Raw genomic sequence first — 20276 nt, forward strand, 5'->3', positions numbered from 1 at the left:
ATACTTAGGCTGTAATTGCAATAAATAAGGTAGAAAACACGTTATTCGTAGTATATGAAAAGAAGTAAATTCCTACATACACATAAATCGCTGCACAGCATTGCTTGTGGAGTGGGCTTGTTGCTTTTGTCTATGGTATTACTAAACAGTTGTGGCATAGATAGAAACATTAAGAAAGGCGACAAGTTTCTTGCAATAGGCGAATACTACGATGCGGCTGCACAATACAAAACAGCCTATCAGCGCACCCCAGCCAAAGACCGTACACAACGTGGACAATTGGCTGCAAAGATGGCACTCTGCTACGACCACATCGGACAGTCGCAGCGAGCAGTGGCAGCTTATAAAAACGTGATAAGATACAAACAAGACAGCATCAATACACACTTGAAGTTGGCAGCCAACTTGATGAAGAATGGGGCTTACACAGAGGCGTTGAAGGAATACAAACTTGTGCTCGATTCGATGCCGAACAACGAGTTGGCATCACAAGGACTTTCAGCTGCAACAGTTGCACCCACGATAAAAGAACAGGGGTCTTACTATGAAGTGAAAAAGATGGCTGTATTCAATTCACGCCGACAGGACTATTCACCAATGCTATTTGGTGACCAATACAACCAACTTTACTTTACCTCTACACGCAACGATGCCCAAGGCGACGAGCTTAGCGGTATTACGGGAGTAAAGCCCGGTGATATATTTTACAGCGAAAAGGACGACAAAGGCAAGTGGACACAGCCTAAAACAATAGAAAGCGGATTGAACACTGAGTTTGATGAGGGTACACCTGCATTCTCGGTAGATGGTCGCGAGATGTACATCACACAATGCTTAACCGATGCTACTCACCCTCGTTTTGCACAAATAGCAGTAAGTCAGCGCGCTGATGCAGCGTGGGGAAAGGCTACAAAGTTGGAAATAAGCAGAGATACACTGTCAAGTTTTGCCCACCCTGCTCTATCTCTTGATGGCAATTGGCTCTACTTTGTAAGCGATATGCCCGGAGGTAAGGGAGGCACAGACATTTGGCGTGTGCGTCTTATGGGTGGAACTACGGGAGGCGTGGAGAACCTCGGTGCGCCTATCAACACCGCAGGAAACGAAATGTTTCCTACATTCCGCCCCAATGGCGACTTCTATTTCTCGTCTGACGGACACGGAGGTTTGGGTGGTTTAGATATATTTATTGCAAAAGTGGGAACGGACAAACGCTACCACATAGAGCACCCAGGGTATCCGCTCAATTCACAGGGCGATGACTTTGGAATGACCTTTGACGGAGTTCACAACCGTGGTTTCTTCTCTTCCAATCGAGGTGACGGCCGTGGTTGGGACCATATTTATAGCTTTGAACTCCCTGAAGTGGTACAAACCATTAAAGGTTGGGTATACGAAATGGAGGGCTATGAGTTGCCAGCAGCACAGGTTTTCCTTGTTGGCGATGATGGTACAAACAAGAAAATATCGGTGAAAGGTGACGGTTCGTTCGAACAAGAAATACGTCCGAATGTAAATTACATACTCTTAGCAACGTGCGCAGGCTACCTTAACCATAAAGAAGAAATTCGTGTAGAACCTGTGAAAGAGTCGCAAGAATATGTGTTGCAATTCCCATTAGCTGGTATTCGTGTGCCTGTAATGGTAGACAATATTTTCTACGACTTCGATAAAGCAACGCTCCGCCCCGAGTCCAAAGACGCATTGGATAAACTCGTGAAGTTGTTAATGGAGAACCCTAACGTTACGATAGAACTTTCTTCGCACACCGACTATAAAGGTTCGGCTGACTATAACAAGCGATTATCGCAACGTCGTGCCGATGCTGTGGTAGCTTATCTTGTTGAGCACGGCATTGCTGCCGACCGTCTTTCACCAGTGGGATATGGTGAGGACAAGCCTAAGAAGGTACGCAAAAAGATGGCAGAGAAGTATGCGTGGGCAAAGGAAAACGATGTATTGACCGAGGAATATATAACCAAACTCGACAAAGAACAACAGGAGGTGGCAAATCAAATCAACCGCCGCACCGAGTTTATTGTACTTCGCACTACCTACGGTATGTTTGACGAGAAAGGCAACTTGAAAAAACAGCCTAAGCCAAAAGAAGAAAAGAAAGCAATAGAAGATGATGGAGACATCATTTTCGATATAGAATAACATTTGAGAATGAACTCAATAAATAAAAAAGAAGTATCGCCTACACCCTCAATACAAACACTTGAGGGTGTAGGCGATATTGTTTTACCATCAGCCTTTGAAGCCTATACGCTACAACTTATGGGCGAAGAACGCTACAAAAGGTTCAAAGCAGCCTTAACAGCTACATCACCTGTTAGCATTAGGCTTAATCCATTTAAAACAAAGGGGAAAGTTTCAAATGCTTTCGCACCACAACCCATACCTTGGTGCAAGGAGGGTTACTATCTCAACACTCGACCAAACTTTACCTTCGACCCTCTTTTTCACGCAGGGCTTTATTATGTTCAGGAGGCAGCCTCAATGTTTGTAGCGCACGTGTTGCAACATATTGTAAACCGTCCTATAATGTTATTAGACCTTTGCGCTGCCCCAGGGGGAAAAACAACGTGTGCACGTGGCACAATACCCACAGGCTCATTGGTATTTTCAAACGAACCGATAGGCAAACGCGCACAGATTTTAGCGGAGAACGTGCAGAAGTACGGGCATCAAGATGTGGTGGTAACAAACAATTACCCTCGTGACTACAAACGTACCAAACTCGCCTTTGATGTCATCATAGCCGATGTACCGTGTTCGGGAGAGGGAATGTTTCGCAAAGATTCACAAGCTATTGAGGAGTGGAGCGAAAAGAATGTAGCCAATTGCTGGCAATTGCAGCGCAGCATCATTGACGATATATGGGATAATCTTCGGTCGGGCGGTTATCTTATTTATTCTACTTGCACTTTTAATGCCCACGAAAACGAAGAAAACATTGCTTGGATATTACAAGAATATGATGCTGAATTAGTAGATATTCCTATCCAAGAGGAATGGAACATCACAAACTCTCTCATCGGAAACCCTTGTAAAGACGGAAAACGCTTCCCTGTTTACCGCTTTATTCCAGGATATACCGAGGGCGAAGGCTTATTTATGGCAGTTATACGCAAGAGAGGAAAAGAAGAAAATGGCACTACCCCATCTTCGGATACACATAAAAAAGCCATTGCCGAAGCTCGCAAACGCCTTAAAGTATTGGTTCACGGCATAGAAGAAGGCACAACAAAGGGGAAGAATATTATCCCACACCATAGCGCAGCACTAAGCATAACAGACGAAAAAGAGAAGTTTGAGGCAGTAGAGATAGATTACCCCACTGCCATAGCTTACCTTCGTCACGAAGCAATAACGCTCCCAACAGATGCTCCAAAGGGTATTGTGCGCCTCACCTATCGTGGAGCGACACTGGGATTTGCAAAGAATTTAGGCAACAGAGCCAACAACCTATACCCACAGGAATGGCGAATAAAAAGTAGCCACGTGCCTGAAGAACAGACAATTATAGAACTATGAAACAATATCACGACTTATTAAAACGTATAAAGACTGATGGTGTGCCAAAGGGCGACCGCACAGGCACGGGCACACTTTCTATTTTCGGACATCAAATGAGGTTCGACCTCGCTGATGGTTTCCCCCTTCTCACAACCAAAAAACTACATCTAAAAAGTATCATCTACGAATTGTTGTGGTTCTTAAGAGGTGATACGAACGTGAAATACCTACAAGAACACGGCGTAAGCATTTGGGACGAATGGGCAGACGAGAATGGCGACTTAGGTCCTGTTTATGGTTCGCAATGGCGGTCATGGCCCAATGGACGTGGGGGAACTATCGACCAAATTACTAACGTTGTGGAAATGATAAAGCACAATCCTAACTCGCGTCGCCTTATCGTTACAGCGTGGAATCCTGCCGAGGTAGACGATATGGCTTTGCCTCCTTGTCATTGCTTGTTCCAGTTTTATGTGGCAGAGGACAAACTCTCATTACAACTTTATCAACGCTCGGCTGACACCTTCCTTGGTGTACCTTTCAACATTGCATCGTATGCCTTATTGCTTCAAATGATGGCACAGGTAACGGGTCTTCAGGCAGGCGAATTTGTCTATACCACAGGCGATACGCATCTCTACAACAATCATTTAGAACAAGTAGACTTGCAGCTCTCTCGCACACCACGTGCATTGCCAAGAATGATAATCAATCCCGATGTAAAGAACATCTTCGACTTTAAATACGAGGATTTTCAATTAGTAGATTACAATCCTTATCCTCATATCGCTGGCGAAGTGGCAGTATAAAGATTGAACACATTGCTCAAAAACACAATAACAATGCAAATCAACATCATTGCAGCCATAGCACAAAATCGTGCTATCGGCTTTGAAAACGATATGGTATACTTCATAAAGGAAGATTTACGCCGATTTAAACAGCTCACAACAGGACATACGGTAATTATGGGTCGGAAAACTTTCCGTTCACTGCCCAAAGGTGCATTGCCCAACCGCCGCAACATTGTGTTAAGTCGCACCGAAACCGACTTCCCTAATTGTGATGTTTACGCCTCATTAGAGGAAGCCCTGCAATATATTGGGGCTGACGAACAAGCCTTTATCATTGGTGGCGCAAGTGTTTACAAGGAAGGTTTAAAGATTGCAGACCGCCTCTATCTCACTGAAATAGATGATACTCCTGCTCAAGCCGACGTCTTCTTTCCTGAATTTAACGATGGGGCTTGGAAGATAGAAAAGTGTGAATCACGCCCAGCCTCTGAAGATACGCCCGCTTATAGCTTTGTAGATTATGTGCGAGCAAAGTAAGCAAGCACATCTTGGAAGGAAGTATAATTAGGTTAAGCAAGGTAAATGGGTCGTGGAAGAATAGACCAATGCCATTTATAGCAAAATGTTTCAAAAACACATTGCTAACCTTTTGATAACAAGCAAGTTATAAACGGGTTCTAAAACATATATCTTTCACCACCCAAAACATATATGTATTGGCGTGCCAAAGTTCAACTTTGAGAAGCTCAAACATATATGGTAAGCATCCAATATTAGCCGCCTTTGTGTAACATTCTTGCTTTACTACCTTTGCCCGAAAAACTTATGTTTGTACTCAATGAAACAAATGTTTTTCGGGTTTGTTGCACTCCTGTGGACATGCGTCAGGGTATTCTTCGCCTGTCCCAATTGGTACGCAGCAATGACTTCAATCCTTCTGATGGTGTTGTCTACGTTTTCTACAATCGAGCCCGTAACCGAATTAAATTGCTGCACTGGGAACGCTGTGGTTTTGTCGTGTATCATAAACAGATGGCACAGGGTTGCCTGAGTCCTAANAGTATTTGGAGACCTATATGTTGGATGTACACAAACAGTACACCCCAGGCGAAGCTATGGAGAAGGCACTGCGTTATGCCTTCGCCGTATGGATACGCATTGGCAGGTATGTGCAGGACGGACGCTTCAACATAGACAACAACCTTATGGAACAGGCCATCAGACCCATCACGCTTGGAAGAAAGAACTACCTGTTCTGTGGTAACAATGAGGGAGCAGAGAACAACGCCATCTTCTATACCTTTATGGCGTGTTGCAGGGAAGCAGGCATAGAGCCATACAAATGGATGAAGGAAGTTCTTTCAAGGTCCCTGCCAGATATGACGGAGGAGGAACTCACGAAAATGCTACCTTCAAACTTCAAATAACAAATAACCCTTATATGCTGCCAGACATATAAGGGTTATTTGTTGGTGTGAAAGGCGGCTAATATTGGATGCTTACCATATATGTTTTGGAAACAAAAGATTGGTCTTTCATTTTCCATTTATAAAGAGTGGTAAAATAGAACAATAACTTCAAAAGAAATAGCCGCAAACTATCTCATAATGAAAGATCGTTTGCGGCTATTTTAATGCTTATTCAATAAACCCAAATCGGTCGTTAGACTTCTTCGAGAGTTGCGAGCTTATTTTGAGCTATTTTTGGTTGTTTTTGAAGACGTTTAGCGAGCTAAACAGCTGAAAAAACAAACGAAAAGAGCCAAAATAAGGTGCAAAGACGAAGAAAAGTATAACATCTAAACGCTTTAAAAAGCCTTTGCGGGCTAATGACCGATTTGGGATAAAATATTTACTCAATACTTTCGCTTAATCGAATGATACTAAACGAGTGCCGTCGGGCTGTTCCTCGATAGTTACCTTTACAGCGTTTTCGGGCAAAACTTCTTCTATAAGCTCTGGCCACTCCAAGAGACAGAGGTTGCCACTGTAAAAATAATCCTCGTAACCCATATCGTAAACCTCTTCCAACTTTTTGATGCGATAGAAGTCGAAGTGGTAAATGGACTGATTATTACCATCGGTATATTCGTTGACGATGGCAAAAGTGGGAGAAGTAATTACATCTTTTACGCCCAACACCTCGCAAATAGCTTTGGTAAAGGTGGTTTTTCCAGCACCCATCTTGCCATAAAAAGCAAATACTTTGCGGTTGCCAATGTTCTCGATGAATTGTTTTGCTGCCTCGTGAATGGTTTCAAGGCTATTTATTTTGATTTCCATTGTTTATATTTGTTTTATTTTCTGAATATCGTTATCGTTTCTTTGGGGTGAGTGTGATGAGCGGTACAACCATTTCTTCTATTGATATACCACCGTGTTGGAACGTATCTTTATAGTAAGCCACGTAATAATTGTAATTGTTGGGATAAGCAAAGAAGTCGTCGCCCGTAGCAAACACGTATGATGTGCTAAGGTTTGGCGCAGGGAGTTGTGCTTGGCGAGGGTCTTTAATGGTAAACACTTTCTTTGAATTATAATTCAAATTCTTGCCCAACTTGTAGCGAAGGTTGGTATTGGTATTGCGGTCGCCAATAATCTTTGTAGGTTTGGTGGTGCGAATAGACCCGTGGTCGGTGGTAAGAATAATTTTATAACCAGCGTGTGCCAACTCTTTGAACACTTCCGAAAGCACATTGTGGCGAAACCAACTCAATGTTAGTGAGCGATAAGCACTCTCATTGCTTGCCAATTCGCGTATCATTTTCATCTCTGTACGAGCGTGCGAAAGCATATCAATGAAGTTTACGACCAATACATTTAGGTCGTTTTGCTCCAAATTCTTCAATTGTTGCATAAACTTCTCTGCAGCATTCGAGTCGTTTATCTTATGGTAAGAAAACTTATCGTGGCGGCGATAACGCTCTATTTGCGTCTGAATAAGAGGAGATTCGTTCAGATTTTTTCCTTCTTCTTCGTCTTCATCAACCCATAACTCTGGGAACATTTGAGCAATTTGGAGTGGCATAAGTCCACTAAAAATTGCATTACGAGCATACTGAGTAGCTGTGGGAAGTATGGTCATATAGAGTTCTTCCTCTATATCAAATAGGTCGCCTATTTCTTCAGAAAGGACACGCCATTGGTCAAAGCGCAAATTATCTACCACGATTAAGAACACTTTGTTGCCCTCATCTATCGTAGGAAATACCTTCGATTTGAATATTTCGGGACTCATCAGTGGTCTGTCAGTAGCTTTGCTTTTGCTTTTGTCACTCAAATCGGTTATCCAGTTAAGGTAGTTCTTCACAATATATTTTGCAAAACTATTATTGGCTTCTTCTTTCTGCATAATGAGCATCTCCGTCATATTGCTTTCGGCACTGCTCAATTCAAGTTCCCATTTCACCAATTTCTTATATACTTCCACCCAATCGGTAAAGTTATTGCATTCAGAAATTTGCATTGCTATTTGCTGATAGTCTTGTTGATACCCCGACTGGGTAACCTCTGTAACTATCTCACGGCGATGTACATTCTTCTTTAACGTAAGAAGAATTTGGCTTGGGTTGACAGGCTTTATCAAGTAGTCGGCTATCTTTGAACCAATGGCTTGGTTCATAATATCCTCTTCCTCGCTCTTTGTTACCATTACAACAGGTGTTGCAGGCTGTATCTCCTTAATTCGTTGAAGTGTTTCTAAGCCCGAAAGACCTGGCATTTGCTCGTCTAAAAGTACCAAATCGAAAGCTTGTGTAGCGCATTGCTCTATTGCGTCTGCACCATTGCTTACGGTAATAACTTCGTATCCTTTTTTCTCAAGAAATATAATGTGGGCTTTGAGGAGTTCTATCTCATCATCAACCCAGAGTAATAATCCATTGATCATATTATGTGATGTGGTTTTATGTGGGCAGCACCTTCATTGTTCCGCCCTTATTGTTACTGATTGCGATTAGAAACCACCGAGGTCGTAATACTCGTCCTCAATGTCGTAGTCGAGCACAGGTTGCTGTTCGGGCTTCTTCTCTGTTTTTTGAGCAGGCTCAGCCTCATCTTCAAAGTAGATAACTGGACCGTCTGTATTCTGCTTCTTTGTAGGGTCTGCCTTCTTCTCTCCCTTTTTCGCATTTGGGTCTTGCTTTGTAGGTTGAAGTGTTTTGCCCTTTTGCTGTTTCAGCGTAGGCTTTCCGTTAGCAGGCTTTGGTGCTTGTGGCTGCTTACTCTTATCGTTATTCACCTTTGGCGCAATAGGTTTTGGCTCATCAATAGGAATTATGAATGTACCTTCAGGGGCGTTTGGTTCATCGTCTGTTGGTATCTCAAACGTATTCTCATCAATTGGCACAACAGGTAGTTCCTTCTTTTCGGGTTCAACCTTTGGTGTAGGCGCAACAGGCTTAGATGTTTCAGTTTCTGTATTCGACACTTGAGGGTTGCTTATTGGCTTATTAGGCTCAACAGGCTTTGGTGGCTGTGGCTTTGAAACAGGTGTTTCAGCCTTCGTTGGCTCTGCTTTCTTAGGCTGTTCGTCCATAGGAATGATAATTTCGGTAGGCGAATTAGGGCTCACTGGTTCGTCCGTAGGAATGAGTATTTCGCCATTATTATCCTCAATGACAGGCTCTTTGCCCTTCTTCGCATCGTCCGTAGGAATTACGAGTTCTGTATTTGGTGCTTCTGCATTTGTCTTTGGACTCTCTGCCTTCACCTTTGGTTCTTGTTCCATAGGGATTGTAACACCATAATCTACTTCGTTCTCCAATTTTTCCTTAATGTTAAGGTCGCGCTCGGTAGGATTACGACTTTCTATCTCGTCTTGTAAGTCGCGTTCTTCTTCACGTGGCACAGCTATTTCGGCAGGTTCAGAGAGCAAATAACGCTTTGTTACAGTAAGCGGTGCGAAATGTTTCGCATAGAAATCGTCGTAGTCTTTGTAACTAAAGGTCGTTCCAATGAGCTGCAAGTTCTTGTCGCTGATGATGATACCACGTGCCGACTTATTCAATTGTTCTACTACATTCTTTGCATTAAACAATTGGCGACCATACTGATATGCCTCATCGAAGTTTCTGAAGCCAGAGATTTGCATCTGATGAATGTCTTCAACATCAATGATTTCTATATCGAAGTTGCGTACATAGAAACTTGTAAAGTTGAAACGAGCCATCTCAAACAAGAGCTTGTTTTCCTTCAAAGAGTCGGGATGATAAACCAAGAGGAATTTGAAGTCGACATCTCTATCGGGAGAGAACTTCACTTGCTTTATACTATCACTATCGTTGAGAATATTAGTACGGTAGTTCCACACGTCACCAAGGTCGAACTTACCACTTCTAATCTTCTTTCCTGCCTGAACACCATTGACTATCATGCCTGCCATTTCGCTGATACGACTTTGTGGATATTGCTCTACAACGGTTTTCATTTCGGTCAAACAACCGTTAGCATCGCCCTCATTAAGTTTGCTCAATCCACCTATGAATAGGAATTTATCACGATTTGCGCCCATAGGGAAACGTGTATCAGAGATGCGCTTGTTAGCTGCCACTTCTCCAAAACGATTGGCTTTGAACGCTTCGTAGGTCGCAGCGTAGAGAGAGTCTTCTATCTGCTCGCCAAACTTTGCATTCTCTTTAAAGTAAGGGTCGGTCAAAACAGCTGTCCACTTGCTCTGTGGATAGCTTGCCTTTAGTTTTGAAATGTACGTATTGGCAATTTCGAGTTGGTTTTTCCTCATATATAAGAGGTAGAGATGGTAATATACATCGTCCATCTGCTCATATTCGGGGTAGTTATCGCTTACACGACGGAGTGCTTTCTCCGATAAGCGAAGATTATCCAACCTATCTTTAAAGATTACACCCGACTTGTGTAACCCTTCTTCAAGTATCTTATTGCTCGCTGCCAATTGGTCGGCAGAGAAGGGTATCTGTGCCAAATAATACTCACGCTTGTGAGGATCGTTCTGTGCAGAGTCCTTTAACATCTTTACAGAATCCATCTTTGCCTCTTCTTTTGCAATCGAATCGCGCTGTGCGTCAGTAAGATTGGCAAAGTTATTATTGGTATTAAGACCACCCACAACTGTTTTATTCATACGTTGCCAATGGTCTACATTCTCACGTTTTCCCCACAATTGTTGGAACGAAGTTTTACCTTGCTGAACTGCCGTTGGATTATAGAAATACCAAGTGCCATCGCTTTGCTTGTTAGGCAATGATGGTCGACGTACCATAGCGTTATCTATATCCAATCCTCCATTCTCGCTTTGGCGTTGTGCTGCTTCTTGTTCAGCCAATCGGTCTCGCTCTTCTTTCTCTTTTTTCTTCAACGCATTGATAACACGATCAATAGCTTCGAAACGTTCCTTTTCAGAACATTTAGCCAAATACTGCAATGAATCTTGCAATTGAACAGCATCGGTATGTGGGGCAAGGTCGTCCAATATCTTTGCACGAGTAGATAGTTGTTCGTAATCTTTTCTATCTTTATCCAACAAACCCAAGGCTTCATTGTAACATCTGCGTGCATCACCAAATCGCTCTTTTGCCCAATACAAGTCGCCAAGGTGCAAGAGCAGCACACCTTTTTCCACTCCCGACCGAGTAGCCTTTTGACTTCCTTGTTCGTAAGCACTGATAGCATTCATCGTATCTCGCTCAGCCAAGTAGATATTACCCATAGCGTAATACACCTGATCTAAGTATTCTTTATTATTGTCCGATGCAGCCATACGCTTCAGACGACTAATCATTTGCTTGCTTTGACCTGTTGCCATCACCTCTGTAGCTGCAATTCGGGCGTTAAACTCTAATTCATAAGGCGGATTAAGATGGATAACATGCTTGAAAGCATTGTGTGCCGCCTCTTTATGACCTAAAGCTGCTTGGATTTGTCCCATAAGATACCACTCACGAGCCTTCTGCTTTTTACGCATCTCGTACTTAATTACTTTGCGCAAATAGGGCACAGCTTTTTCTAATTCACCTGTATGAATATAGTAGTCGGCATAGGTGTAGTCCCATTCTTTCACTGCATGCCAATCCACAGAATCACGTTGCATATTGCGAATAACATCTTCTGCATCGTACAGCCAGCCAGCCTCTATATACGACTTAGCCAACCAAGCTCTTGCCTTACCATAGATAGCACTTTGCCCTTTGTAAAGTCTACTCATATAAGCAAATGTAGTAGCAGCATCTTCAAACGACCCTTTATAAAACTGAGAACGACCCATCAACATCCACGCCTTCCAAAGGAAAGGATTATACTCACGACGTGAAAGCCACTCTATATCTTTCACTGTCTTCTTGCGATGCTTATTCCATTCAGGTTTACGCTTAATGCTATGGCGTGCAATCGCCTTTTCAGCCTTCTCAATAGCCCGCTCAAAGTTGCCTTTGCCTAAATCTTTGCTATTCTTATTGCCCACCGTATAGAGCGGAATCATCTCGGTAAAGTTGTCTTTATTACCATTTTCTTTTTCCAATGACCCCTCTATGTAGGCTTGCGCACCATTGTAATATGTGTTATATTTGGCATTGAAAGAGTGCCACCATCGCGATTGCGAGGTGTTATTCTTAGTAGAACAGCTTACAATACCTATTGCAAGCACAGCCACTATCAAAAGCGGAATATATTTAGCATAAGTTGATTTCACGTATAATTAACTCTTTTATCAGCGTTTTTATTGCCTTTTAATAGAATTGTTTCATTCTTTTAACCCTCAATCATTGCAATCAGTTCGTCTTTCACTTGATTAGGAACATTTATCCCTCGAAGAATAAGACTTCTGTTCCACGCCTTTGCCTCGTGAGGTTGCATTGTATAAAGCACTTCCGCAAACTCTTCTGCCTCATCGTCAGTATAGTTTGCAGCATCTTTCCCCGCAAATCGGTCGAGCTCTTCATCATCAAAATACTCTATCGCCTTGGTTGCAGCCTCCATTATACACGTTTGTTCGCAGCTCTCATCTTCACCGCTACACGTAGAGCAATCGCCCGATGCTATCACAATAGCATCGTCTTCGGCATTGCCTTTGCGACTAATAAAAGTGCCTAAACCCACTAATACGCCTACAGCAAGAATGGCAAGCAATCCAATAACAATAATGTCCATTTATTTTAATTCTATAAGTACTTGATACGCCTTAAAGACCTTTTCAAACAAGTCTACTCTTCTATAATGGTAAAACCTACCTTGCGCAACTCGTTCCAATACTGTGGATAAGATTTAGATACCACTTCTGGGTCATTAATCTTTATCTCGCCCAAACGCAAACAAAGTGGTGCAAAGACCATAGCCATACGGTGGTCGCGATAGGTATTGATTACAATAGGTTCGGAAGGTTCGCATCGCTCCCCGTCCCATACCATTTTAGAATTGTCAGCATCGTGCATCACATAGCCCAACTTTGCCATTTCTACCTTCATTGCCTCAATTCTATCGGTCTCTTTGAACTTCAAACTGCTCAATCCACTGAACTTGAAGGGGATATTTAGCAACGGACAAAGACTTATCATCGTTTGTACCAAATCGGGTTGATTGGTAAAATCGTACTCTAATCGTGGCAACATTCTGTGTTTTCGCTTCAGTGTTACATCGCACAATTCGTCCTTCTCTTTGGCATCAAAAATAGTCTTAATACCCAACAAAGAGAAAATATATTTCACTGCTGAATCGCCTTGTTGCGACCCATTTTTTAATCCAGAGAAAGTAATCGTAGAATCTTCGTCATCAAGCAATGTCAACATTTCGTACCAATAACTTGCTGCCGTCCAATCGTTTTCTATCATATACTCACGCTCTGTGTACATTTTAGGCGCAATGGTAAGCGTATCTACGTCGCTCCATTCAGCTTCTGCGCCATATTCACGCATTACATAGAGAGTGAGGTCGATATAAGGTCGGGAGATGATGTCGCCCAATAGTTTTATTTCAAGTCCTTTCTCCAACGTTGGCCCTATCATCATCAATGCCGAAATGTATTGAGAACTTACATTACCCAATATTTCCAACTTCCCCCCCTTGAGCGGTTTGCCCTTTATTCTTAATGGTGGAAAGCCTTCCTCGCCCTCATAAGCTATCTCTGCTCCTAAAAATTGCAATGCCTCAACAAGAATTTTTATAGGGCGTTGCTTCATACGTTCCGTTCCAGTAAGTATATGTTCGCCTTCCGTAACGCTCAGATAGGCAGTCATAAAGCGCATTGCTGTTCCTGCCGCTTTGATGTCTATTTCGTAAGGATTATCCCTTAAAGCCCTCTTTATTACATCGGTATCGTCACATTCTGAAAGGTTATCGGGCAACAATTTACCCTTTGCAAGGGCGTTGATTATCAATGCTCTGTTGCTAATACTCTTTGATGAAGGCAAGGCTACTTTTGCACTCAATTGCTTGGGAGGGGTTATTGTATATAGCATTATCTTTTACGATTTTAAGAAACAACTTGGAATGGCATTAGCACATCCTTTTTCACATACAAAAATACAAATAAAAGTCGTGAAAGCTGAAAAACAAGTACAAAAGTTTGCTAATGTGTCAAAAAGTTGGTAATTTTGCAGCAACAAAAAATACGGGATGTAGTTCAGTAGGTTAGAATGCTGGTCTGGGGGACCAGTGGTCGGGCGTTCGAGTCGCCTCATCCCGACGCATCAAAGGTGGTAAGCAAGACGGTTTGCTTACCACCTTTTCTTATCCCTATATAGACCATTTACAATCCTCACACCAACTTGTAAGAAAGGAAAAACAGAACAATAAGAATAAAAAGCATTAGAGCGAAGAATAGCATTTTAACTATCTGATTACCAAATACATACACCTACACTGCAAAACATATATGTTTTACCACCCAATACATATATGTTTGACCCTCCCAAAGTTCAACTTTGACAATGCAAAACATATATGTTTGGCAATTAAAAGATAGAGGTATTAGAAACAAGCAACGAAGTGGTAAGAAACAGAACAATTTTAATAGGCGTACCAACCATAACTGCCGAAGCGAGATTACACCTTATTATATATATTAGAGATAAAAATAAAGTAAAAAAACGATGTAGATTATAACGCTACGACATAGATGAGATAAGAGGCAAAAGTGTTATGCGAACGAGTATTGTTTTTTTATAATAACCCTCTATTCGCAAAATCTCTCTATATATAGGTAGGTTTTTCAAAAATTGACTTTGGACAATAAAGAATAAATATTTAGCATTTTTTGCGTTTAAAATTATGGTTTAGTGCTTATGTTTTTGTAACTTTGCACATCTAATTACGGAAATTCATAAAAACAAAATGGCTGGTACAAAAAGAATTAAGACTGCACTGATTTCAGTGTTTCATAAAGATGGTTTAGACGATTTGTTGAAGAAACTGAACGCTGAAGGCGTAAAATTTCTTAGTACAGGTGGTACACAAGAATTTATCGAGTCGTTGGGCTACGAGTGTCAACGTGTGGAAGATGTAACAAGCTATCCTTCTATCTTGGGTGGTCGTGTGAAGACTTTGCACCCAAAAATATTTGGAGGTATCTTGGCGCGTCGCAACTTTGAAGGCGATAACGCACAAATGATGGAGTATGAAATTCCTGAAATCGACTTGGTAATTGTAGACCTCTATCCATTTGAACAGACTGTTGCAAGCGGTGCAAGCGATGCCGACATTATCGAAAAGATAGACATTGGCGGTATTTCGCTCATTCGTGCAGGTGCTAAAAACTTCAAAGATGTTGTCATTGTACCAAGTAAGGCCGAATATCCTGTGTTGCTCCAAATATTGAACACAAGCGGTGCAACAACCGAATTGGAAGACCGCAAGATGTTTGCTGAACGTGCATTCGGCGTGAGCAGCCACTACGATACGGCTATTCACGAATGGTTTGCAAAATAAAGTTTGCACACATCAAGGCAGAACTTAGGTTCTACTCAACTGAAATAGAATATAACTTTACTCGAAAACAGACAATGCGCTGTTAAGAGCAATCACTTTTAAATAATAAAGAATGGGATTTTTTTCATTTATCCAGGAAATAGCAATGGACCTGGGAACAGCTAACACTATCATTATCAGTGATGATAAGATTGTTGTTGATGAACCTTCAGTAGTGGCTCTCGACCGCCGTACCGACAAAATGATTGCGGTGGGTGGCGATGCAAAAATGATGTACGAAAAGGAACACCCTAATATTCGTACCATTCGTCCACTTCGTGATGGCGTAATTGCAGACTTTACAGCCTGCGAGCAGATGATGCGTGGATTAATTAAGATGGTACACAGCGGCAATCGCTTGTTCTCACCATCGTTGCGTATGGTTATTGGCGTCCCATCGGGTTCTACTGAAGTGGAATTGCGTGCTGTACGCGACTCTGCCGAACACGCTGACGGTAGAGATGTTTACCTCATCTTTGAGCCTATGGCTGCTGCCTTGGGTATGGGTCTTGATGTTGAAGCCCCTGAAGGCAATATGATTGTTGACATAGGTGGTGGTAGCACCGAAATTGCAGTTATCTCTTTGGGCGGTATCGTTTGCAACAACTCTATCCGCGTTGCAGGTGATGACCTCACAGCCGATATTCAAGAGTATATGAGCCGTCAACACAACGTTAAGGTGAGCGAACGTATGGCAGAGCGTATCAAGGTTCACGTAGGTTCGGCATTGACCGATTTGGGCGAAGAAGCTCCTGAAGACTACATCGTACACGGTCCTAACCGCATCACTGCGTTGCCAATGGAAGTACCTGTATGTTATCAAGAAATTGCACACTGTTTGGATAAGACTGTGGCTAAGATTGAGAACGCAGTATTGTCAGCACTCGAAAATACTCCTCCTGAACTCTATGCAGATATTGTAAAGAACGGTATCTATCTTAGTGGTGGTGGTGCTTTGCTTCGTGGTATCGACAAGCGATTGACCGACAAGATTAACATTCCATTCCATATTGCTGAAGACCCATTGCACAGTGTGGCAAAGGGTGCAGGCATAGCACTCAACAATGTAGACCGTTTCTCATTCTTGATGAGATAAACATACAAGAAAAAGCCATTAAAAGGTAGATGGCTGGTTCTATAAATTACCACCGCATATAGTCATTCATTTTTTATGAAATACGTTTTGTTATCTTTTGGCTTCTTTTTGGTTCAAAATGTAAGTTCGTTCAGTCGTGTAGCTCGCTACACTCCTTTACTCTCTTGTATTTTGACCTCAAAAATAAGCTCAAAATCTAACAAAGCTAATTTATAGAACCAGCCAGATGAAATTCTATCTTTTAATGGCTCATATCGTTTTATAAGCAGTAAGAATGCACAATCTAACGGAGTTTCTCGCAAAGTATAAACACTGGTTTCTTTTTGTATTATTAGAAGTTATCAGTATGGTACTTTTGTTTCGGTTCAACAATTATCAAGGAAGCGTTTGGTTTACCTCTGCCAATATCGTTGCAGGACAGGTGTACGAGATAAGTTCTGAGGCAACCTCTTACCTTACAATGGGTAAGGCTAATAAGGAACTCACACAACGCAATCTCTTGTTAGAACAAGAGGTGAAGAAACTTAACGAAATCTTGTATGCCAAAACACACGATGCGAAATACAAGCAACGTGGACAATATCGCTTTCTTTCCTCGTTCAAACTGATTGATGCGAAGGTGGTGTCAAACTCGTTAGACAAAGCTGAAAACTTTATTACCATCAATAAAGGTTCGTGGGATGGTGTTCGAAAAGATATGGGTGTAGCGTGTGGAAATGGCGTTGTGGGTGTGGTCTACTTGGTGGGTATTCACCACTCTATCGTTATTCCTGTGCTCAATTCTAAGTCGAATATCAGTTGTTCGCTACAAGGACGTAACTATTTTGGTTATCTGCATTGGAAAGGTGGAGCTAAAGATGTGGCTTATTTGGACGATGTACCACGCCACGCCAAATTCAAATTGGGCGATAGAGTGGTAACAAGTGGTTATTCTTCAATCTTCCCTGCTGGCATTTTGGTGGGCAAAGTGAAGCACGTCTACAACTCGGAAGATGGCCTATCGTTCCGTATAGCTGTACAACTCTCTACCGATTTTGGCAACCTACGTGATGTTTGCGTGATAGACGATGCCTCTATTCGTCAACAAAAACAAGTGATAGATGCAGCGACCGACTCTATTAAACAGCTCGGTACGGATTATAACACTACCGAATAATAGTGCGGTGAATGGAATTATTGGTTAACAAAGAAGAAAAGGCGAAAGCATAAAAATGAATATAGATATAGTAAAAATCTTTGGTTGGTTTGTTGTTTTAATACTTGCTCAGGTGTTTGTGCTCAATCACATACATCTGTTTGGTGTTGCTACTCCCCTACTTTACATCTATTTTGTTTTTCTGTTTCGTCGCAATATGCCACAATGGGGGTCGTTGCTTTGGGCTTTCATAATGGGACTGATAATTGATACTTTCTCAAATACTCCAGGCGTATCATCGGCTTCGCTAACACTGATTGCAGCTGTGCAGCCCTTTGTTCTTCGCCCTTTTGTTCCTCGTGATAGTGCAGAAGACCTCCAACCAGGTGTAAATACACTTAGTTATGTGCAGTACCTTTGGTATGCAGCAACACTAACATTTATCTACAATTTGGTATTCTTCTCTTTGGAAATGTTTAGCTTCTTCAATATTCTCACTTGGTTGGAATGTATCGGGGGAAGCACCTTGCTTACGCTACTTCTTATTTTAGTAATCGAACATGTAAGGAGTCGCGTATGAAAAATTTTGATTTAGAAAAGCGACGTTTGGTATTGAGTGGTGTTGCTATTGCAATCATCATAGCCTACGTTATACGCCTATTTGCCTTGCAAATTGCAAGCGACGACTACAGAAAGCGTGCCGACTCGAACGCTTTCTTGAAGAAAATAGAGTTCCCCTCACGTGGTATTATAACCGATCGTAAGGGGCAATTGCTCGTTTACAACCAACCTGCATACGACATAATGGTGGTGATGAACGAAGAAAAAGACCGCTTAGACACGGTAGAGTTCTGCAAAGCACTCAATATAAGCAAGCAATTCCTTATTCAACGTATGAATGACATCAAGGATAGAACCAAAAATCCTGGTTATTCACGCTTCACTCAGCAGCTATTTATGAGCCAGTTGAGCGACAAAGAGTTTAGCGCATTTCAAGAAAAGCTCTATCGTTTCCCTGGCTTCTATATCCAAAAACGAAGCATACGACAATATCACAAACCCATAGCAGGCCATATCTTGGGCGATGTAGCTGAAGTTAGCCAAAGCGATATAGAAGAAGACGATTACTATCAGCCTGGCGATTACATTGGGAAGATGGGGATTGAACGCAAATACGAAAAGCCTTTGCGGGGTCAAAAGGGGGTTCAAATCTTGCTTCGTGATGCCCACGGACGAATAAAAGGTAGGTATCAAGATGGCAAATACGACCAGAAACCACGCCCGGGAAGTGATATTCAGCTCGGTATAGATGCCGATTTACAAGCCTTGGGCGAGCGTTTAATGGAAGGAAAGCTCGGTGCAGTGGTTGCCATAGAACCAAAAACAGGACAAATACTTGCGATGGTTTCTTCGCCAACTTTCGACCCACGCTCTATGATAGGTAAGATGCGAGGTAAGAACCTACAAACGATGACGCTCGATCCTGCAAAGCCTTTGCTCAATAGAGCCATCATGGGACAATATCCACCTGGTTCAACGTTCAAGACAGGTCAAGCCATTACTTACTATTCAGAAGGTATTATCAACGATTCCACACGCTATCCGTGTCCACACGGTTTCTCTTTCAAAGGCCTTCACGTGGGGTGTCACAGTCACGCATCTCCTATTTCGCTTGTACCAGCACTAAGTACTTCGTGCAATGCTTACTTCTGTTGGGGACTTTACCATATGCTTTCAAATCGTCAACGTTACAAGACGCTTGACGGAGCAATGAACCGTTGGCGCGATTATATGGTTTCAATGGGCTTTGGATATAAACTCGGAATAGACCTCCCTGGAGAGAAGCGAGGTATGATACCGAACGCTAATTTTTATAACAACGCTTTCGGGAAATGGAACGCACTATCTGTTATCTCCATTTCTATTGGGCAAGGCGAAGTAAACCTCACTCCTTTGCAGATAGCAAACCTTGGTGCAATCATTGCCAATCGGGGATATTACTACACGCCACACGTAGTAAGAAAGATACAAGGGCATCGTTTGGACAAAGAATACCTCACCAAACATAAAGCAATGGGTACACCGCGGGCATACGATAGAGTTGTAGCAGGAATGGTTTCATCGGCTTTAGGCGGTACGTGTGCTCACGCTGCACGTGCAGGATATACATTGGCTGGTAAAACGGGTACGGCTCAGAACAGAGGAAAGGACCACTCTGTATTTATGGGGTTTGCACCTGTCGATTCTCCAAAGATTGCCATTGCTGTGTATGTAGAGAACGGTGGTTTCGGTGCGGTTTATGGTGTGCCAATTGGTTCGCTGATGATGGAACAATACATCAATGGCAAACTAACCCCTGGAGATGCAGCCAAGGCGGAAGCAATACAGAAGCGACACATCAGTTACCCCTTCAAACGACCCTTGTCAAAGGCGGACTCTTTACGCCTCGACTCCATCAAACGTGTGAACCAAATCAAGGATTCGTTGAAGATGGAACGAGAGAAGCAAAAGATGGAAGAAGGTGCAAAGGAGAAAGAGCTCAAGGCTAAGCGTGATGCAGAGAAGAAAGAAAAGGAGCAACAACCACTCAACGACCCTGCAATACGTGTAGATGAGGAGGTAAAGATAAAGTCTGAACGTGACGAAAAGGATAAAGACAAAGACAATGCTAACGGCGGAAAGAAGCGAGAAAGCGACTCAAAGCCGAAAAGCCCTTAACCTATCAGAAGCAAGATCAGGCTTTTAAAAGGTAAAACATATATGTCTATGAAGTATAACCTTATGCATTGAGCAAACAA

General features: G+C 42.4%; 16 protein-coding genes and 1 tRNA gene. 12 read left to right on the forward strand and 5 right to left on the reverse strand.

Going from position 1 to position 20276, the window contains the following annotated elements:
- Positions 1–54 precede the first annotated feature (54 nt).
- The 6 genes from porE to CZ367_RS02085 all read left to right on the forward strand — a co-directional run bounded on the left by porE (position 55) and on the right by CZ367_RS02085 (position 5743).
- On the forward strand, positions 55–2160 hold the full coding sequence (gene porE / locus CZ367_RS02060; protein WP_077195490.1) for a PorE family type IX secretion system protein: 2106 nt from the start codon (positions 55–57) through the stop codon (positions 2158–2160).
- Positions 2161–2169: 9 nt separating this feature from the next.
- Positions 2170–3540: a methyltransferase RsmF C-terminal domain-like protein gene (locus CZ367_RS02065; protein ID WP_077195491.1), complete on the forward strand. Its 1371-nt coding sequence runs from the start codon at positions 2170–2172 to the stop codon at positions 3538–3540.
- Positions 3537–4331: a thymidylate synthase gene (locus CZ367_RS02070; RefSeq protein WP_077195492.1), complete on the forward strand. Its 795-nt coding sequence runs from the start codon at positions 3537–3539 to the stop codon at positions 4329–4331. Before CZ367_RS02065 ends, CZ367_RS02070 begins: the two co-directional genes overlap by 4 nt.
- A 33-nt stretch (positions 4332–4364) precedes the next feature.
- Positions 4365–4853, forward strand: coding sequence for a dihydrofolate reductase (locus CZ367_RS02075; RefSeq protein ID WP_077195493.1), 489 nt, complete (start codon positions 4365–4367; stop codon positions 4851–4853).
- Positions 4854–5141: 288 nt separating this feature from the next.
- Positions 5142–5510 (forward strand): IS66 family insertion sequence element accessory protein TnpB, encoded by a 369-nt coding sequence (tnpB, locus tag CZ367_RS16120; RefSeq protein ID WP_144005926.1) that lies wholly within the window; start codon positions 5142–5144, stop codon positions 5508–5510.
- On the forward strand, positions 5432–5743 hold the full coding sequence (locus CZ367_RS02085) for an IS66 family transposase (RefSeq protein ID WP_161942323.1): 312 nt from the start codon (positions 5432–5434) through the stop codon (positions 5741–5743). The genes tnpB and CZ367_RS02085 overlap by 79 nt, the downstream gene beginning before the upstream one ends.
- A 441-nt stretch (positions 5744–6184) precedes the next feature.
- Here CZ367_RS02085 and tsaE read toward each other — a convergent pair whose 3' ends face one another.
- The 5 genes from tsaE to CZ367_RS02110 all read right to left on the reverse strand — a co-directional run bounded on the left by tsaE (position 6185) and on the right by CZ367_RS02110 (position 13740).
- The gene (gene tsaE / locus CZ367_RS02090) at positions 6185–6598 is read right to left on the reverse strand and encodes a tRNA (adenosine(37)-N6)-threonylcarbamoyltransferase complex ATPase subunit type 1 TsaE (protein WP_077195495.1); all 414 of its coding nucleotides are present in this window, start codon (positions 6596–6598) and stop codon (positions 6185–6187) included.
- Between the two features lie 31 nt (positions 6599–6629).
- Complete coding sequence (gene porX, locus CZ367_RS02095) at positions 6630–8204, reverse strand: T9SS response regulator signal transducer PorX (RefSeq protein WP_077195496.1); 1575 nt, start codon at positions 8202–8204, stop codon at positions 6630–6632.
- Between the two features lie 66 nt (positions 8205–8270).
- Positions 8271–11978 (reverse strand): type IX secretion system periplasmic lipoprotein PorW/SprE, encoded by a 3708-nt coding sequence (gene porW, locus CZ367_RS02100; protein WP_077195497.1) that lies wholly within the window; start codon positions 11976–11978, stop codon positions 8271–8273.
- A 59-nt stretch (positions 11979–12037) separates the two neighbouring features.
- The gene (locus CZ367_RS02105) at positions 12038–12436 is read right to left on the reverse strand and encodes a hypothetical protein (protein WP_077195498.1); all 399 of its coding nucleotides are present in this window, start codon (positions 12434–12436) and stop codon (positions 12038–12040) included.
- A gap of 53 nt (positions 12437–12489) precedes the next feature.
- Positions 12490–13740 (reverse strand): 3-phosphoshikimate 1-carboxyvinyltransferase, encoded by a 1251-nt coding sequence (locus CZ367_RS02110; RefSeq protein ID WP_077195499.1) that lies wholly within the window; start codon positions 13738–13740, stop codon positions 12490–12492.
- A 153-nt stretch (positions 13741–13893) separates the two neighbouring features.
- On the opposite strand from CZ367_RS02110, the gene CZ367_RS02115 reads away from it, so the two are divergent.
- The 6 genes from CZ367_RS02115 (at position 13894) to mrdA (ending at position 20196) form a co-directional block, all read left to right on the forward strand.
- Positions 13894–13967 (forward strand) — tRNA-Pro (locus tag CZ367_RS02115).
- 647 nt (positions 13968–14614) lie between these two features.
- Positions 14615–15208: an IMP cyclohydrolase gene (locus CZ367_RS02120; protein WP_077195500.1), complete on the forward strand. Its 594-nt coding sequence runs from the start codon at positions 14615–14617 to the stop codon at positions 15206–15208.
- A gap of 112 nt (positions 15209–15320) precedes the next feature.
- On the forward strand, positions 15321–16343 hold the full coding sequence (locus tag CZ367_RS02125; RefSeq protein ID WP_077195501.1) for a rod shape-determining protein: 1023 nt from the start codon (positions 15321–15323) through the stop codon (positions 16341–16343).
- Positions 16344–16617: 274 nt separating this feature from the next.
- A complete protein-coding gene (mreC, locus tag CZ367_RS02130; protein ID WP_077195502.1) occupies positions 16618–17499 on the forward strand; it encodes a rod shape-determining protein MreC in 882 nt (293 codons plus the stop codon).
- Between the two features lie 55 nt (positions 17500–17554).
- Positions 17555–18058, forward strand: coding sequence for a rod shape-determining protein MreD (mreD, locus tag CZ367_RS02135; RefSeq protein WP_077195503.1), 504 nt, complete (start codon positions 17555–17557; stop codon positions 18056–18058).
- Positions 18055–20196, forward strand: a complete 2142-nt coding sequence (gene mrdA, locus CZ367_RS02140; RefSeq protein ID WP_077195504.1) for a penicillin-binding protein 2 — start codon at positions 18055–18057, stop codon at positions 20194–20196. The genes mreD and mrdA overlap by 4 nt, the downstream gene beginning before the upstream one ends.
- Positions 20197–20276: the final 80 nt, after the last annotated feature.

The sequence above is a fragment of the Prevotella ihumii genome, from assembly GCF_900155655.1.
In the GTDB taxonomy this organism is placed as follows: domain Bacteria; phylum Bacteroidota; class Bacteroidia; order Bacteroidales; family Bacteroidaceae; genus Prevotella; species Prevotella ihumii.

What these genes read in the sequence shown, in the direction of transcription:
- porE (WP_077195490.1), top strand. Translation starts at nt 55, where the DNA reads ATGAAAAGAAGTAAATTCCTACATACACATAAATCGCTGCACAGCATT.
- CZ367_RS02065 (WP_077195491.1), top strand. Translation starts at nt 2,170, where the DNA reads ATGAACTCAATAAATAAAAAAGAAGTATCGCCTACACCCTCAATACAA.
- CZ367_RS02070 (WP_077195492.1), top strand. Translation starts at nt 3,537, where the DNA reads ATGAAACAATATCACGACTTATTAAAACGTATAAAGACTGATGGTGTG.
- CZ367_RS02075 (WP_077195493.1), top strand. Translation starts at nt 4,365, where the DNA reads ATGCAAATCAACATCATTGCAGCCATAGCACAAAATCGTGCTATCGGC.
- CZ367_RS02085 (WP_161942323.1), top strand. Translation starts at nt 5,432, where the DNA reads ATGGAGAAGGCACTGCGTTATGCCTTCGCCGTATGGATACGCATTGGC.
- tsaE (WP_077195495.1), bottom strand. Translation starts at nt 6,598, where the DNA reads ATGGAAATCAAAATAAATAGCCTTGAAACCATTCACGAGGCAGCAAAA.
- porX (WP_077195496.1), bottom strand. Translation starts at nt 8,204, where the DNA reads ATGATCAATGGATTATTACTCTGGGTTGATGATGAGATAGAACTCCTC.
- CZ367_RS02105 (WP_077195498.1), bottom strand. Translation starts at nt 12,436, where the DNA reads ATGGACATTATTGTTATTGGATTGCTTGCCATTCTTGCTGTAGGCGTA.
- CZ367_RS02110 (WP_077195499.1), bottom strand. Translation starts at nt 13,740, where the DNA reads ATGCTATATACAATAACCCCTCCCAAGCAATTGAGTGCAAAAGTAGCC.
- CZ367_RS02120 (WP_077195500.1), top strand. Translation starts at nt 14,615, where the DNA reads ATGGCTGGTACAAAAAGAATTAAGACTGCACTGATTTCAGTGTTTCAT.
- CZ367_RS02125 (WP_077195501.1), top strand. Translation starts at nt 15,321, where the DNA reads ATGGGATTTTTTTCATTTATCCAGGAAATAGCAATGGACCTGGGAACA.
- mreC (WP_077195502.1), top strand. Translation starts at nt 16,618, where the DNA reads ATGCACAATCTAACGGAGTTTCTCGCAAAGTATAAACACTGGTTTCTT.
- mreD (WP_077195503.1), top strand. Translation starts at nt 17,555, where the DNA reads ATGAATATAGATATAGTAAAAATCTTTGGTTGGTTTGTTGTTTTAATA.
- mrdA (WP_077195504.1), top strand. Translation starts at nt 18,055, where the DNA reads ATGAAAAATTTTGATTTAGAAAAGCGACGTTTGGTATTGAGTGGTGTT.